Raw genomic sequence first — 16,833 nt, 5'->3', positions numbered from 1 at the left:
TTATAAACTTGTATTGGTTAAATAAGCCATCCCTATTATAATTAATAACTAACGAACAAAAAAACCGATAAGTTGACTTATCGGTTTTTTTAATTTAATATTTATTGGTTTTTTATTTTAAACTACCAACCATATCTTCTGGTTTTACCCATTCGTCATAATCTTCTGCGGTTACATACCCTAAGCGTATAGCTTCTTCTTTTAATGTTGTACCGTTTTTATGAGCGGTATTTGCAATTTCTGCAGCTTTATAGTATCCAATTTTGGTGTTTAATGCGGTAACAAGCATTAAGGAGTTGTTTAATAATTGTTTAATGACCTCATGGTTTGGTTCGATACCAACAGCACAATTAACATCAAAACTTACACAAGCATCTCCTAAAAGTTGAGCAGATTGTAAAATGTTAGCAGCCATCATTGGTTTAAAGACATTTAATTCGTAGTGTCCTTGGGTACCACCAACGCTAATAGCAACATCATTACCCATTACTTGAGCGCAAACCATGGTTAAAGCTTCGCATTGTGTAGGATTTACTTTTCCTGGCATAATGGAACTTCCTGGTTCGTTAGCAGGAATTATTATTTCTCCAATTCCAGAACGTGGTCCAGATGCCATCATACGTATATCATTAGCTATTTTGTTTAATGATACCGCTAATTGTTTTAAAGCGCCATGACTTTCAACAATAGCATCATGTGCAGCTAAAGCCTCAAATTTGTTAGGTGCAGTTATAAATGGAAGACCTGTAAATTCTGCTATATATTCAGCAACACGTTTAGAATAACCTTTTGGTGTGTTTAATCCTGTACCTACAGCTGTACCACCTAAAGCAATTTCACTTAAGTGTGGTAACGTATTTTCTAACGCTTTTAAACCATGATCCAATTGTGAAACATATCCAGAAAACTCCTGTCCTAAAGTTAAAGGGGTAGCATCCATAAGATGTGTTCTACCTATTTTTACTACATTTTTAAATGCTTCAGATTTCTTTTTTAGTGTATCACGTAATTGTTTGACACCTGGAATCGTGGTTTTTACAATTTTAGTGTAAGCTGCAATATGCATTCCAGTAGGAAAAGTATCGTTAGACGATTGCGACTTGTTTACATCATCGTTTGGTTGAATAGTTTTATCGCCTTCACCAATGGTTTTTCCTGCTAATTGGTGTGCTCTGTTAGCAATAACCTCGTTTACATTCATATTAGATTGCGTACCAGATCCTGTTTGCCAAATTACTAATGGAAATTGATCATCGTGCTGACCGTTTAAAATTTCGTCACACACTTGTGCTATTAAATCTCGTTTTTCAATCGCTAAAACTCCTAGTTCACAGTTAGTATATGCAGCAGCTTTTTTAAGATAAGCAAAACCATAAACTACTTCTAAAGGCATAGAGGCAGCATTTCCAATTTTAAAATTGTTTCTAGATCGTTCTGTTTGTGCACCCCAAAGTTTATCTGCAGGCACTTTAACGTCTCCCATGGTATCTTTTTCTATTCTGTAGTCCATTATAAAGTTGTTTATTTAAGATTGGCAAAATTACGAAATTTACACTTTTATTTAAGGGCAAATTAACATTAAAAATATAATTTAATATTACTTTTGTTTTCTATATTTAATGGTTTGTATAACTAATTTATTTTATAAAAAACTTACTTCTAAATCTAATTATATAGTGATGATTAAAATGAATTAGTTTATATTTAAACAGAATTGTGTAAAATGTTGCTCCCAAACTTCGATAAAAAAATAAAATATTACTTAATAGCCTTAATTATAATAATTACTGGTGCCTATTTTTTAAATAATGTTGTTACCAGTAACATTAATTTAGAAAATCAAAAAATTGAGGCACAATTGGATAAAACCCATAATGATGCTATTATTAATGCCAAAGCTGGTATTCAGGTTTATGCTACCATAGTATCTTCTTTAAAAAGCTTTACTAATAATAGTGAGGAGTTTCCTAGCGAAAAATTACTTCAAAAATATCTTAATGATATACTTAAAGAAATAAAGTTTAACGACTCTATTTTGATAAACTACATAGATAAAGACCATTATTTTAGATATATAATTACACCAAAGCAAATTGATCCTCAAAACTTAAAGGGGATTAATGTTAGTTCGTTTAGATCTAAAGAAAGAATAGAAGAGCTAGAAAGAATTTTATTATCAGAAGATATTAGAATTTTCAGTCCTGTTAATTTAAGAGAAGGTTGGACAGGTTTTCCTTTTAATTTTTCTGCAAAAAATAAAAATAATGAGGTGATTGGGTATTTTGCACCTATTATTAATGTAAAGTATTTATTAGACTTTTTTTATGAAAATAATAAATATGAAAATTTCGCTCACAAATTTGTTATTAATGACACTTTAGATTTAACCAGAGAAGCTTTTTATAATGGTTCTGAGATATTCAACTCCAAAAAAGATGAAGAATACTATAAGAATTTTGATATTAAAGACTCTGATTTTATCTACTCTACTATAGAATTATTTGGATTAAAATTAAAAATAGGTAGCGCCTTTAAAAATAAGCCTGTTGTAGAGAAAAGCATATATAACTTAGCTTACATTAGTTATGCTCTGGTTTCAGTATTATTATTTGTTGCCTTACATCAATATTTAAGAAATAGATACTTAAACAAAAGTTTAAAAACAGCTAACAAAGATTTAGAAAGTAACCTTCTTAAAATTCAGACTTTAATTAAAGAGATACACCATAGAATTAAAAATAATATGCAAATGGTGTCAGGAATTTTACTGATGCAGGAGGGAGAATATGAAGATGAGAATATTAAAAAAGCACTACGCGATAGTCAAAGCAGAATACAATCTATGTCTTTAGTCCATGAAAAACTTTATGGTAACAGTACTTTAAAAGAGGTTAAAACTAAAGAGTACATAGAGCAACTAATTAATTTTGTTGAAGACACTGTAAAAAATAAATCTACAGAAATTATAAAGTTTATAAAAATTGATAAGGATTTAAGTTTTGATGCCGATACTACTTCAAACTTAGGATTGATTATAAACGAGTTGATTACAAACTCTTTTAAATATGCTTTTGACGATACAAAAGAAAACTCATTAAGTATCGAGATTACTAAAGATTCTGAGCACTACAAATTATTGTATAAAGATAGCGGATCTGGATTACCAGACGATTTTGATATTGAAACCTCAGAGTCCTTAGGTATGCAATTAATTAGTATTTTAACAGAGCAGTTAGGAGGAACTATAACCTATGAAAAAGAACCTGAAAGTACTTTTGTAATCTATTTTAATCCTTTAGAGAAAAGTTTTCATGGTTAGATTAATGATACTTAATAACTCTATTAATAATTTTTTATTTTGTATTGTATAAAAAACAAGTTTACTTTATCTTTGCAATAATTAAACCCACGAAATTAAACGTATTATGTTCGAATTTGATCAATATTTAGGCTTCTTAGCATTTTTAACTATTTTAACCATAGGCTTTTGGTTAATGATATTTTTAATCACTTTTGTAGTTCCTTATTGGATTGGTGGAAGTTTAATAGAACGTTTAAACGAAATTAAAGAAGAGAAAAAAACTAAGCAAAAGAACGCTTAATTACAATAATTACTAACCAACTAGGGTTAAGTTATATTTAAAAAAAAAAGGGAAACTTAAATAGTTTCCCTTTTTTTATTTATATGTTGTTATTAGTTTTAAACTAGTAATTACCCTTCAAATTCATCATCTCCACCTTCATAATTTCCACGTTGTGTACGCTTCTTTTTCTGATTAAATCTATATGTAAAAGATAAATTAAAGCTACGCTCTCTCCACTGAAACTCACTGTATGCATCAAAAGTTGGAGTAGTAGTAGTCTGCTTTCGTTTTCTGCTATTAAATAAGTCGTTAACGTTAAATGCTATCGATGCTCTTTCGTTAAATAAATCTTTACTAAAAGCCATAGTGGTTGTAAAAATTCCTTCTCTATTATTTTGTGCATCTTGATCTGGACCTCTGTAAAATAAATTAGTTTGCCAATCGATTGCTCCTGGTAAAGTATATTTATTATTTAAACGTGCAAACCAACTAGTATTTGTGTTGTCTAAAGACAATCCATTAGGAGTGGTTCCTTTAGTTTCATTTTGGAAAAAGTTGAAATTTCCGTTAACACGCCAATTTCTTGAAGGATTATAAGTTAAGGTAAACTCAAAACCATAACGGTCTTCTGTAGCTAAATTAATAGGTGTACGTTGTATGATTGGTAACTCTTCACCATTTACTAAAGCAGTTTCGCCAGTATCAAAGCTAACATAGCTAAAGGCGTCTGTAGCATGTGCATAGTATATTGAAGAGTTTAGAGTGAATTTTCCAAATCGTTTTAAATACCCTAAATCAAATTGTCCAGAATAACTTGGATTTAAATTAGGATTTCCTTGAAAGTAGTTAGTAACACTAGATCTTGATGGAAATGGGTTTAAAAAACGCCCTCTAGGTCTGCGTAAACGTCTTGCATATCCTAAAGTAAGATTTTCAGAATCACTAAACTCGTAATTTAAATTAACAGTAGGAAACAATCCAGTAAAATTACGTTTGCTAAAATCTCCTGTTGTTGGTTGGTCTATAGTTAATTGGGTGTTTTCTAAACGAAGTCCTAATAAATAAGAAAATTTTCCAAATTTACTTCCATATTGGCTATATACCGCATTTAAGTATTCTCTAAAGTTTAATAGGTTTGATAAATCTGTACTAACATAAAACTGATTGGTGTCAGTATCCAAAAACTCTACCTGAAAATCTGTTGCTGTCGTGTTAAAATTACCTCTGTATCCAGCTTCAAATTGACTGTTTTCACCAATTGGTAATACATAATCTGTTTGTAATAATATTTGTGTTTGTTCTTCTAAGGTTGCAACACGTTCTGATACTACATTATCTACACTTACTAAAGAGTTTTCACCTTCAGAGTTTTCTTCATACTGAAAATCAAATGTAAGCACATGACCACTGTCACTAAAATTCTTTTGATAATTCACTGCATATTGAGTGGTTTTATCTTCTTCCATTTCTGGGTCTAATCGTAATGTAGATGATAATAAATTTCTGTTAGCATCAAATTGCTCTAGTAAGTTTCTAGTGTTTCTTTCGTTATTACTATCTCTATATAGAAACGATGTAGTTAAAGAAGCAGAATCGTTGATATACCACTCTATACCAGAATTAAACGTTAATCCTTTTCTAACTCTATCATAAATGTTAGATTCTTCTAAAATATTACCAGTAGAAAAGTACTCTGTTGAAGAAGAAGAGTTTCCTGGACTTTCTCTATAGCTATAACCAGAAGTATTAAAAATATTAATATTTCCTGTTCTGTAATTTATGTTTCCATTAATTCCCGCAGCTGGATTATAACCAACATCAGTGGTTATGGCTCCATTTAATCCTTGTAATTTACTACGTTTTAATATAATATTTAATATTCCTGCTGTACCTTCAGATTCGTATCTAGCAGATGGTGATGTAATAACTTCTACTTTTTCTATAGATTCTGCAGGTAGTTGTCTTAATGCGTCAGTAGAATTTAAACCAACTAAACCAGATGGTTTACCATTAATTAATATTCTTACGTTGTCATTTCCGCGTAAAGCGACATTACCTTCTACATCCACAGAAACCGAAGGAACATTATCTAAAACATCACTTACAGTTCCACCACGAACGGTTAAATCTTTACCAACATTGTATATTTTTTTATCTAATCTAATTTCAACTGTTGTTTTTTCTGCAACAATTTCTACTTCGTCTAAAGCTTCAGCATCAATAGATAAATAAATGGTATTAAAATTCTCATTTTTAGTAATGGTCTTATTTGGAATAGTTTCGGTTTTAAACCCAATAAACTCAAAGCTTACAGCATAAGTTCCTGTTTTTACTTCAACAGCATAATTACCATTAGCATCTGTAATTCCTCCAGAAATATCTGATGGATTTTTGATGTTTTTTAGAACAATTGTAGCATATTCTAATGGAATATTAGTGTCTTTTTCTAAAACTTTTCCTGTTATAGTTACTGTGTCATCAGTAGTGTTTTGAGAAAATGAAACATTTAAAAATAATGCCAATAGGCAACAGACGATAAATTTTTTAGTCATAAGGTTTGGTTTTCAAATATGACCGCAAAAATACCGATAGGTTTAAGCTACTTTGGTTAAAGGTTTGTTAAATAAAAACTAAATTAGATTGCCTTTTAGTTTTGCGGAATAATATCAAAAATGCGTTTGGCAGGTTTACCTATAACTGCTTTTTGTCCGTTTATAACTATTGGTCGTTCTATAAGGTCTTGATACTCAATCATAATATCAATTAAATTATCATCGTCTAAGATGTGACCATCATCTTCTAGGTGTTTAAAATGTTCTATCCACACTTTGCTTTCTTTTCTAATAAGTGCTTCTGGCTTCACATTTAAAATTTTAATAATTTTAATAAGTTTGGTTTTGTCCAAAGGTTTTTCTTGATATTTAATAACCTCATGAGCGTGTTTATGTGTTTCTAATATTTCTAAGCATGCGTTAGAGTCTGAAGACTCTGGGTTGTGATAAATTACTATCATTTAGTTTAAGGGGAAATTAAGGGTTGCTATTAATCTGTTGTGTAATATTTAAATTATAGTTTTAATTATTTCAGGAGGTCTTCCTATAATGGCTTTAGTTTTATTAGTAACAATTGGTCGTTCTATTAACTTGGGATATGTTGCTAAAGCCTCTAAAATTTGACTGTCTGTTAATGATTTGTTTTTATATAGTTCTTTCCAAATCGATTCGTTTTGTCTAACCAAATCAATAGGTTTAATTTTTAAAATGGAAATTAATTGTTCAAGCTCTTGTATAGATAGTGTGTCTTCTAAATATTTAATTATTTCAAATTCTTGATTAGCTTCTTCTAAAATTTGTAAGCCTTCTCTAGATTTTCTGCATCTTGGATTGTGATATATTTTTATCATAATTTAAAAATTTTGATCATCTATTTCTTGTTGCCCCATCATCATTAAATAGGCTTTTAAAAAGGGTTCTATGTGTCCATCTAATACAGCGTCTACATTTCCAGTTTCATAACCGCTTCTAACATCCTTAATTAATTTATAGGGATGTAACACATAATTACGTATTTGACTTCCCCATTCAATTTTCATTTTACTAGCTTCAATATCTTCACGTTGTGCTAATTGCTTTTGAAGTTCTATTTCATACAATTGTGATTTTAACATTTGTAATGCTCTAGATCTATTATCATGTTGAGATCGTGTTTCTGAGCACGATATTTGTATTCCTGTTGGTTTGTGTGTTAATTGGACTTTTGTTTCTACTTTATTAACATTTTGTCCTCCAGCACCACTAGAACGTGCAGTAGTTATTTCGATATCTGCTGGATTGATCTCAATTTCAATAGTGTCATCTACTAAAGGATACACATAAACAGAAGCAAAACTGGTGTGTCGTTTAGCATTACTATCAAAAGGAGAAATGCGTACTAGTCTATGTACACCATTTTCGCCTTTAAGCCATCCAAAAGCATAATCACCTTCAATTTCTAAAGTCACAGTTTTTATACCTGCAACATCACCTTCTTGAAAATTAAGTTCTTTAACTTTAAAGTTATTTTTTTCGGCATACATTAAATACATACGCATCAGCATATTAGCCCAATCACAACTTTCTGTACCACCAGCTCCAGCTGTAATTTGAAGCACAGCACTTAAGCTATCACCTTCCTCGGACAACATGTTTCTAAATTCTAAGTCCTCTATTTTAATTAATGCTTTATCATATCTTGATTGAACATCATTAAGAGTAGCTTCATCTTCTTTGTAAAAATCGTATATAACTTCTAAATCCTCTACAAGTGTTTTAGATGTTTCGTAGTCTGTAATCCATTTTTTCTTTTCTCTTATGGATTTCATTACCAATTCTGCTTGCTGAGAATCGTTCCAAAAGTTAGGATCAAAAGTTTGCTCTTCTTCATTTTGAAGCGCAATTAATTTGGCATCAATGTCAAAGATATTGCCTTAACTTAGTAAGGCGTGTATTAAGGTTTTTAATATTGTCTGATGTAATCATTAATTAAATTTGGGTTTGAAACAAAAATAGAATTATTACTACGATTTAAAAACTTTTACCAAGTATTTTTAATAGTTTTATAGTTAAAAAATTTAAAGATGATCATAGATTTAAGAAGTGATACTGTAACCCAGCCAACTACAGAAATGATGGAAGCCATTATGCAAGCAAAAGTTGGAGATGATGTATACAAAGAAGACGAAACAATTAATGCATTAGAAGAAAAAATAGCACAACAGTTTGGAAAATCTCATGCATTGTTTTTTCCAAGTGGTACTATGGCTAATCAAACAGCAATTAAGTTGCACACCAATCCAGGAGATCAGGTAATTTGTGATAAATATGCACACATTTATAATTATGAAGGAGGAGGAGCCTCTTTTAATAGTGGTGTGTCATGTAAATTAATTGATGGTCATAGAGGTATGTTTACTGCTCAACAAGTTTTAGAGGCTATAAATCCACCAGATTTTTATCATAGTCCGTTAACAACTTTAGTAGAAATTGAAAATACGACTAACAAAGGAGGAGGCGCTTGTTGGGATTTTAATGAAATATTAAAAATCAAACAAGTTTGTAACGATCATAAATTAGGATTTCATTTAGATGGAGCACGATTATGGAATGCATTAGTAGCAAAAAACGAAACTACAAAACAATACGGAGAGGCATTTGATACTATTTCTGTTTGTTTAAGCAAGGGTTTGGGTTGTCCAATTGGTTCTGTATTGGTTGGAGACGAACAAATGATGCAACATGCTATCCGTATTAGAAAAATTTTAGGAGGAGGTATGCGCCAAGCAGGATTTTTAGCAGCTGCAGGCTTATATGCTTTAGAACATAATATTGATAGATTAACAGAAGACCATAAAAAAGCTAAAGAATTAGGAATAGCTTTATCTAATGCTAGCTTCACAAAAAAAGTAGAACCCATTGAAACTAATATTGTCATTTTTGAGCTTAACAAAAAATACACAGAAAATACCTTCTTAAAATTACTTTCTGATAAAAACATTAAGATTATTGGAATGGGTAGTAATAAGCTTAGACTAGTAACACATTTGGATTATGATGATTATCAGCATTTTAAAGTATTAGATGTAATTAATTCTTTATAAAATATTTATTTAGTAAATTAGGTAGGAAATTTGATTTTTTAAATAAAATAGTTTATTTAACCGATTTATATTACACTTCATCGAATAGTCCGCTCAATTCATTCAGTAACCTGTAAGTTTTGTTTGATAAGTATTTTTTTTACATCAAATTAGTAAAAGTCGTCAGCTATTTCGACTTAAATATTTAATAATTAACCATTTAATTCAACAAAAATGAAAAAAGTATTACTAACAATTTTATCTTTTGTAGTCTGTTCAGCAGTATTTGCACAAGATTTACCTACAAATCCTGAACCTGGGAAATGTTACGTACGTTGTGTAACACCTGATGTTTGGGTAAACCAAGACATTACTGTACAAGTTGCTCCAGCTTACAAAAAATTAAAAGTTGTTCCTGCACAGTACAGAACAGAAAATGAAGAAGTAGTTATCCAGTCTTCAGGACAGGAACTATCTGTTGTACCTGCACAGTACGAAACACAAACTTTTGAAGTTGTAACACAAGAAGCTTCACAACGTTTAGAAAAAGTAGCTGGATCTACAGATACAACTACTGAAGAGATTATTACACAACCAGCTTATCAAGAGCTATCTGTTGTTCCAGCAAAGTATGCTACAGAAAATTTTGAAGTAGTATCTGCAGAAGCTGGTCAAACATTATCTGTAATTCCTGCTAAGTTAGGTACAGAAAACTTTGAGGTTGTAGTGCAAGAAGCTAGCCAACGTTTAGAGGTTGTACCTGCACAATATGAAAACAGAACTGAAACAGTAGTAGTTCAAGCTGCTTACACAAAATTAGAAACAGTTCCTGCACAGTACGAAACTAGAACTGAGACAGTAGTTGTACAATCTGCTGGTCAACGTTTAGAAGTTGTTCCTGCTAAATGGGCAACAGAAAACATAGAAGTGGTTGTTCAACCAGCATCTTCAAGAGTTGAAATTGTTCCTGCACAGTATGAAACACAAACTGTAGAAGTAGTTGTTCAAGAAGCATCTCAGCGTTTAGAAGTTATTCCAGCAAAATGGGGAACAGAAACAATGACTTATAAAAAACAAGAATATGGTTCTACATTAACAGTTGTACCTGCTAAATTTACTTCTGGTTACCAAGTAATCGAAGTTAAGCCTGCAACAGCTAAATGGGGAATGAGTGATACACCAGCTGCAGATTGTCAGTCAAGTGATCCTAACGATTGTAGATACTGGTGTTACAAAAATGTACCAGCACAAAATATTACAATTAATACTACAGAGTTAGCATCTGACGCGCAAGTAATTACTAAGCCTGGATGTGATCAAGGTGGAAACAATTCTGCAGATTGCGGAATGGGAACTTATACAAGAAAAGTTGTTCAAACTCCTGCAACTACAAGAGTTATAGATATTCCAGCTGTAACTAAAACCGTTAAGAAAACAGTAATGGTAACACCTCCTACAACTAGAGTGGTAGAAATTCCTGCTGTAACTAAAACAATCAAGAAAACAGTATTAGTTTCTCCAGCAACAACAAGAGTTATTGATATTCCTGCTGTTACTAAAGAAGTGACTAGAAAAGTTATGGTAACACCTCCTACAACTAGAGTAGTAGATGTACCTGCAGTTACAAAAGAAGTAACAAGAACTGTAATGGTAACACCACCTACAACAAGAGTAATTGAAATTCCTGCTGTAACAAAAACAATGAAGCGTACAGTAGTATTAGAGCCAGCAACAACAAGAGTTTCTGAAATCCCTGCTGTAACTAAAACTATGAAGCGTACAGTCATGGCTACACCGCCTTCAACAAGAGCTATAGACATTCCTGCAAAAACAACTACAGTTAGAAAAACTATCATTTCTCCAGAAACAACAAGAGTGGTTGAAGTACCTGCTGTAACAACTACAATGAAGCGTACAGTAATGACTGCACCTCCTACAACAAGAGTAATAGATGTACCTCAAAAAACAACTACTTTAAAGCGTACAGTTTTAGCTAGTGATGCTAGAGTAGAAGAAGTAACTGTTCCTGCTGTTAACAAAACAGTAACTAAGGAAGTATTACAGAAAAAAGGTGGATTAACAACTTGGAAAGAAGTTGATTGTAAAATCGTTGAGTATAACGATCTTAACATAAACTGGAACTTAGGTTCTGCAACGTTAACTAATGCTGCTAAAGCAGAAATTGATGCTAAATTATTACCAGTATTAGCAGATGGTGTATCTGTAGAGATTGCTTCTCATACAGATTCTAGAGGTTCAAAAGAATCTAACAGAGCTTTATCTGAAAGAAGAGCACAAGCTGTAACTAACTACCTAATCTCTAAAGGAATCAATTCTTCAAGAATTGTATCTAATGGATATGGTGAGTCAAGATTAACTAACAGATGTTCTGATGGTGTATCTTGTACAGAAAGAGAGCACTTAGCAAACAGACGTACTCAATTTAGAGTAATCAATGCTAACTAAGATTAGTAAATACTTTTCATAAAAAAAAGGAAGCCATTTGGCTTCCTTTTTTTGTTTTAATCAACAACTATTATTTAAATAAATCTAATCCAGGAATATTAGGCATTCCATCTTTTGCAACTGCAGCAACTTCTGCTTCATGGATATTAGTAGCCTTTTCTATTGCTTTATTTAATGTTAATATTAAATAATCTTCTAACTGTTCTTTGTCCTCTAACAAAGCATCGTCTATAGTTATGGATTTAATAGCTCTGTTAGCAGTTAAAGTAACACTTAACAATCCATCATTACTTGTTTCGTCTACTAACACAGTGTCTAATCGCTTTTTTGTGTCTTCTACTTTTTGCTGGGTTTCTTTAAGTTTACCCATCATTCCCATTAAGTCTCCAAACATTTTTATTTATTTTAAAGTTATACCTGCAAATTTATTAAATTCATTAAATTAAATAAATATCTAATAGAGATATAGCTATTAATTTTACCTTTGCCAAGTCTTGAAAACATGAACTAGTATGACAAAACCTAACATTAAACCTCCAATCGCTAAAAAAATTGAAAAAAAACTAACCATTCATAATGATACAAGAATAGACAACTACTATTGGTTAAATCAGCGAGAAGATCAAGATGTTTTAGATTATTTAAATGCTGAAAATGATTACACAAATAAAGTTTTAAAACACACCGAAGGGTTTCAAAAAGCTTTATTTGAAGAGATGAAATCTAGAATTAAAGAAGACGATCAAAGTGTACCTTACAAACAAAATGGGTATTGGTATATTACTAGATACCAAGAGGGTAAAGATTATCCTATTTACACCAGAAAAAAAGAGCGTTTAGATGCAGAAGAAGAAATCATATTTGACTGCAATAAAATGGCTAAAGGACATGCTTATTTTAAGTTAGGTGGCATTTCAATAAGTACGGATAATACATTAGCAGCTTTTTCTGTAGATACTGTAAGCAGAAGACAATATACCATTTACATTAAGAATTTAAAAACTGGAGAAGTCTATCCAGATAAAATAGAAAACACCTCAGGTAGTTCTACTTGGGCTAATGATAATAACACCTTATTTTATAGTAAAAAAGATGAAGTCACGCTACGTTCCGACAAAATCTATAAGCATCAACTTAATACAGAAACAAAAGCAGATGTCTTAGTTTTTCATGAAAAAGACGAAACTTTTAATACTTATGTTTACAAGACAAAATCTAAAAAATATTTAGTTATAGGTAGCTCTAGTACATTAACTACAGAATATAGAATATTAGAAGCGGATAAGCCAAATGAAGCATTTAGAATTTTTAATAAACGAACTAGAGACCTTGAATACTCTATAGCACATTTTAAAGATAGTTTCTACATCATTACTAATAAAGATGGTGCAACAAATTTTAAGCTTCAAAAAACTAATGAAACTGAAACAAATGCTAAAAAATGGGTAGACGTCATTCCTCATAGGGCTAATGTATTACTAGAAGATATCGAAATTTTTAAAGACTATTTGGTTTTAAACGAGCGTGAACATGGACTTAACAAGTTACGTATTATAAGTTGGGATAAGACTGAAGATTATTACTTAGATTTTGAAAGCGAAACTTATACGGTACAAATTGGTAATAATCCAGATTTTGAAAGTGACACCCTTAGATATGTATTTAATTCTCTAACAACACCAAGTTCTGTAATTGATTATAATTTTATAACAAAGCAAAAGGATATTAAAAAAGAGCAGGAAGTTTTAGATAAAAATTTTGACAAAAATAATTACACCTCTAAACGTATTTGGGCAACTGCTAGAGATGGTGTTAAAGTACCAATGTCTATAGTATATAGAAAAGATATTGTTTTAAATGGAGAAAACCCTGTGCTACAATATGCATATGGTTCTTATGGATCTACCATTGACCCTTATTTTTCGTCTATACGCTTAAGTTTATTAGACAGAGGATTTATTTATGTTATTGCTCATATTAGAGGAAGTGAGTATCTAGGAAGACCTTGGTATGAAAACGGAAAGTTATTAACTAAAGTAAATACGTTTACAGATTTTATAGATTGTTCAAAATATTTAATTGATAATAAATACACTTCAAGCAAGCATTTATATGCTATGGGAGGAAGTGCTGGAGGATTGTTAATGGGAGCAATTTTAAACATGAATCCAGAGCTTTATAATGGTGTTATTGCAGCTGTACCTTTTGTGGATGTAGTAACTACAATGTTAGACGATTCTATACCATTAACTACTGGAGAGTATGATGAATGGGGAAATCCAAATGATAAGGAATATTATTTTTACATGAAATCCTATTCACCTTACGATAATGTTAAAGCCAAAGCATATCCAAATATTTTAGTCACTACTGGTTTGCATGACTCTCAAGTGCAATATTGGGAACCGGCTAAATGGGTTGCAAAACTTAGAGATTTAAAAACAGATAATAATTTATTACTTCTAAAAACAGATATGGAAGCAGGTCATGGTGGAGCTTCTGGGCGTTTTGAAGCTTTAAAAGAAGTGGCTTTAGAATATGCTTTTTTATTCAATTTGGAAGGGATAAATAAATAATCAAAAAAAATGCTTATTTTTGCGAGGTTTTGATTTTCAAAACCCAAAATAAGTAGCTTTTAAATAGCATTTATGAAAGACAACAAACAAGTTTTTGATAGCGTATTAGACCTTATTGGTCAAACACCAATGATAAAACTAAAAAAAATGACTTCAGGATTTAAAGGAAATTACCTAGCAAAGGTAGAAGCTTTTAATCCAGGACACTCTTCTAAAGACAGAATAGCACTTTACATTATAGAACAAGCTGAAAAGCAAGGTATCATCAAACCTGGTGATACCATTATAGAAACTACTTCTGGTAATACAGGATTTAGTATAGCTATGGTTAGTGTAATTAAAGGTTACGATTGTATTTTAGCTGTAAGTTCAAAGTCTTCTGGAGATAAAATTGACATGTTAAAAAACATGGGAGCAAAAGTCTACGTTTGCCCAGCAAATGTTAGTGCAGATGACTCTAGAAGTTATTACCAAGTAGCAAAACGTTTACATGACGAGATTAAAGGATCTGTGTATATAAACCAATACTTTAATCAGTTAAATATAGACGCACATTATCATTCTACTGGACCAGAAATCTGGAACCAAACAGATGGTAAAATAACACATTTAGTAGCTTGTAGTGGTACCGGAGGAACTATTTCTGGAACAGCAAAATACTTAAAAGAGCAAAACCCAAACATTAAAATTATTGGTGTAGATGCTTATGGTTCTGTTTTGAAAAAATATCATGAAACAAGAGAGTTTGATGATAAAGAAATTTATCCTTACAGAATTGAAGGATTGGGTAAAAACTTAATTCCAACTGCTACAGATTTTGATACAATAGACGAATTTGTTAAAGTTACAGATGAAGAAAGTGCACATACAGCAAGAGAAATAGCACAAACAGAAGGTTTGTTTGTTGGCTACACCTCTGGAGCAGCTATGCAAGCTATTAAGCAATTAAATGAAAGCGGAGAGTTTAAAGAAGGAGATAATGTTGTTGTGATTTTTCCGGACCATGGGTCAAGATATATGAGCAAAATTTACAGTGATAAATGGATGAATGAGCAAGGATTTTTTGATAGCAAAAATGAAGCTGCAGCACAAAGTATTCAATATATAAAATAATAATAACAATCAATTACCAAAAAGTTAATCTTAATTGTAATTAAGATTAACTTTTTTGTTGATAATAGATGTACTATTTGTTATGCACGTTTAGTAAAAATGCCTAATTTTGTAGCATCTAACTAAATTTTAATAGCTTAAGCCAATTATTTCAATAATTATTAGCTTAATAATAGCGTTTTACAATGAAAGATTTATTTGAAAAAATATACAAAGACAAAGGACCACTAGGTAAATGGGCTGCCCAAGCTGAGGGTTACTTTGTATTTCCTAAATTAGAAGGTGAAATTTCAAACAGAATGAAATTTCAAGGAAAAGAGGTTATCACCTGGAGTATTAATGATTATTTAGGATTAGCCAATCACCCAGAAGTAAGAAAAGTTGATGCTGAAGCAGCTGCACAATACGGTTCTGCTTATCCAATGGGAGCACGTATGATGTCTGGTCACACAGATTTGCACGAGCAACTACAAAACGAATTAGCAGAATTTGTTCATAAAGAAGCAGCTTATTTATTAAACTTTGGTTACCAAGGGATGGTGTCTACTGTAGACGCTTTAGTAAGTAAAGATGATATAATTGTTTATGACGTAGATGCACATGCTTGTATTATTGATGGAGTAAGATTACATCATGGTAAACGTTTTACTTATAAGCATAACGATATTGAAAGTTTAGAAAAAAACTTAGAGCGTGCTACTAAAATGGCTGAGCAGACTGGAGGAGGAATTTTAGTTATTTCTGAAGGTGTGTTTGGAATGCGTGGTGAGCAAGGACGTTTAAAAGAAATTGTAGCGCTAAAACAAAAATTTAATTTTAGATTATTTGTAGATGATGCTCATGGTTTTGGTACTCTAGGTAAAACAGGTGCTGGAGCAGGAGAAGAGCAAGGTGTTCAAGATGATATAGATGTGTATTTTGCAACATTTGCTAAGTCTTTAGCAAGTACAGGTGCTTTTATTGCTGCAGATCAAGAAATTATAGATTATTTAAAATACAACTTACGTTCTCAAATGTTTGCTAAATCATTGCAAATGCAATTGGTTGTTGGTGCTTTGAAGCGTTTAGATATGTTACGTACAATGCCAGAGTTAAAACAAAACTTATGGAAAATTGTTGATGCGTTACAATCTGGATTAAAAGACAGAGGGTTTGATATTGGTACTACACAAAGTTGTGTAACTCCTGTATACTTAAATGGAAGTATTCCAGAAGCTATGGCTTTGGTACGTGACTTAAGAGAAAACTACGGAATTTTCTGTTCTATAGTTGTGTATCCTGTAATACCTAAAGGACTTATTTTATTAAGAATGATTCCTACTGCAACCCACACGTTACAAGATGTAGCAGAAACTTTAGATGCTTTTGATGCTATTAGAGAACGATTAGAAAACGGAACATATAAGCGTATGTCTGCTGCTTTAATAAAAGCAATGGGAGAATAACGCAACGTAATATTATAATTAAAAAATCCGATTCA

General features: G+C 31.4%; 13 protein-coding genes. 7 read left to right on the top strand and 6 right to left on the bottom strand.

What is annotated here, in order from left to right:
- Positions 1 to 112: 112 nt before the first annotated feature.
- Positions 113 to 1,510 (bottom strand): class II fumarate hydratase, encoded by a 1,398-nt coding sequence (fumC, locus tag LY08_RS05515; protein ID WP_111659452.1) that lies wholly within the window; start codon positions 1,508 to 1,510, stop codon positions 113 to 115.
- Between the two features lie 213 nt (positions 1,511 to 1,723).
- Here fumC and LY08_RS05510 point away from each other — a divergent pair, with 213 nt between their 5' ends.
- Together LY08_RS05510 and LY08_RS13560 are read left to right on the top strand one after the other, a co-directional pair.
- Positions 1,724 to 3,319 (top strand): sensor histidine kinase, encoded by a 1,596-nt coding sequence (locus LY08_RS05510; RefSeq protein ID WP_111659451.1) that lies wholly within the window; start codon positions 1,724 to 1,726, stop codon positions 3,317 to 3,319.
- 106 nt (positions 3,320 to 3,425) lie between these two features.
- Positions 3,426 to 3,602 carry a hypothetical protein gene (locus LY08_RS13560; protein ID WP_170120602.1) on the top strand — a complete coding sequence of 59 codons (177 nt, stop codon included), beginning with the start codon at positions 3,426 to 3,428 and terminating at the stop codon, positions 3,600 to 3,602.
- A gap of 110 nt (positions 3,603 to 3,712) precedes the next feature.
- On the opposite strand, the gene LY08_RS05505 is transcribed toward LY08_RS13560, so the two are convergent.
- The 4 genes from LY08_RS05505 to prfB form a co-directional block, all read right to left on the bottom strand.
- Positions 3,713 to 6,136 carry a TonB-dependent receptor domain-containing protein gene (locus LY08_RS05505; RefSeq protein WP_111659450.1) on the bottom strand — a complete coding sequence of 808 codons (2,424 nt, stop codon included), beginning with the start codon at positions 6,134 to 6,136 and terminating at the stop codon, positions 3,713 to 3,715.
- A gap of 95 nt (positions 6,137 to 6,231) precedes the next feature.
- A complete protein-coding gene (locus tag LY08_RS05500) occupies positions 6,232 to 6,597 on the bottom strand; it encodes an arsenate reductase family protein (protein ID WP_111659449.1) in 366 nt (121 codons plus the stop codon).
- A 48-nt stretch (positions 6,598 to 6,645) separates the two neighbouring features.
- Positions 6,646 to 6,987 (bottom strand): arsenate reductase (glutaredoxin), encoded by a 342-nt coding sequence (arsC, locus tag LY08_RS05495; RefSeq protein ID WP_111659448.1) that lies wholly within the window; start codon positions 6,985 to 6,987, stop codon positions 6,646 to 6,648.
- 3 nt (positions 6,988 to 6,990) lie between these two features.
- Positions 6,991 to 8,101, bottom strand: a protein-coding gene (prfB, locus tag LY08_RS05490; RefSeq protein WP_111659447.1) for a peptide chain release factor 2 whose coding sequence is annotated in 2 segments (ribosomal slippage) — positions 6,991 to 8,037 and positions 8,039 to 8,101 — 1,110 coding nt in all. Because the reading frame shifts where the segments join, the coding sequence is not laid out codon by codon here.
- Between the two features lie 98 nt (positions 8,102 to 8,199).
- On the opposite strand from prfB, the gene LY08_RS05485 reads away from it, so the two are divergent.
- Together LY08_RS05485 and LY08_RS05480 are read left to right on the top strand one after the other, a co-directional pair.
- On the top strand, positions 8,200 to 9,219 hold the full coding sequence (locus tag LY08_RS05485) for a threonine aldolase family protein (RefSeq protein ID WP_111659446.1): 1,020 nt from the start codon (positions 8,200 to 8,202) through the stop codon (positions 9,217 to 9,219).
- Positions 9,220 to 9,432: 213 nt separating this feature from the next.
- Positions 9,433 to 11,664: an OmpA family protein gene (locus tag LY08_RS05480; protein WP_111659445.1), complete on the top strand. Its 2,232-nt coding sequence runs from the start codon at positions 9,433 to 9,435 to the stop codon at positions 11,662 to 11,664.
- A gap of 70 nt (positions 11,665 to 11,734) precedes the next feature.
- Here the strand turns inward: LY08_RS05480 and LY08_RS05475 are convergent, their stop codons facing one another.
- A complete protein-coding gene (locus tag LY08_RS05475; RefSeq protein ID WP_111659444.1) occupies positions 11,735 to 12,058 on the bottom strand; it encodes a YbaB/EbfC family nucleoid-associated protein in 324 nt (107 codons plus the stop codon).
- Positions 12,059 to 12,176: 118 nt separating this feature from the next.
- Here LY08_RS05475 and LY08_RS05470 point away from each other — a divergent pair, with 118 nt between their 5' ends.
- The 3 genes from LY08_RS05470 (at position 12,177) to LY08_RS05460 (ending at position 16,798) form a co-directional block, all read left to right on the top strand.
- Positions 12,177 to 14,240 carry a S9 family peptidase gene (locus tag LY08_RS05470; protein WP_111659443.1) on the top strand — a complete coding sequence of 688 codons (2,064 nt, stop codon included), beginning with the start codon at positions 12,177 to 12,179 and terminating at the stop codon, positions 14,238 to 14,240.
- 72 nt (positions 14,241 to 14,312) lie between these two features.
- Positions 14,313 to 15,353, top strand: a complete 1,041-nt coding sequence (locus LY08_RS05465; protein ID WP_111659442.1) for a PLP-dependent cysteine synthase family protein — start codon at positions 14,313 to 14,315, stop codon at positions 15,351 to 15,353.
- Between the two features lie 185 nt (positions 15,354 to 15,538).
- Positions 15,539 to 16,798 (top strand): aminotransferase class I/II-fold pyridoxal phosphate-dependent enzyme, encoded by a 1,260-nt coding sequence (locus LY08_RS05460; protein ID WP_111659441.1) that lies wholly within the window; start codon positions 15,539 to 15,541, stop codon positions 16,796 to 16,798.
- Positions 16,799 to 16,833: the final 35 nt, after the last annotated feature.

The organism is Olleya aquimaris (assembly GCF_003259525.1).
GTDB lineage: Bacteria > Bacteroidota > Bacteroidia > Flavobacteriales > Flavobacteriaceae > Olleya > Olleya aquimaris.
This window is presented reverse-complemented; position numbering and strand designations above follow the sequence as displayed.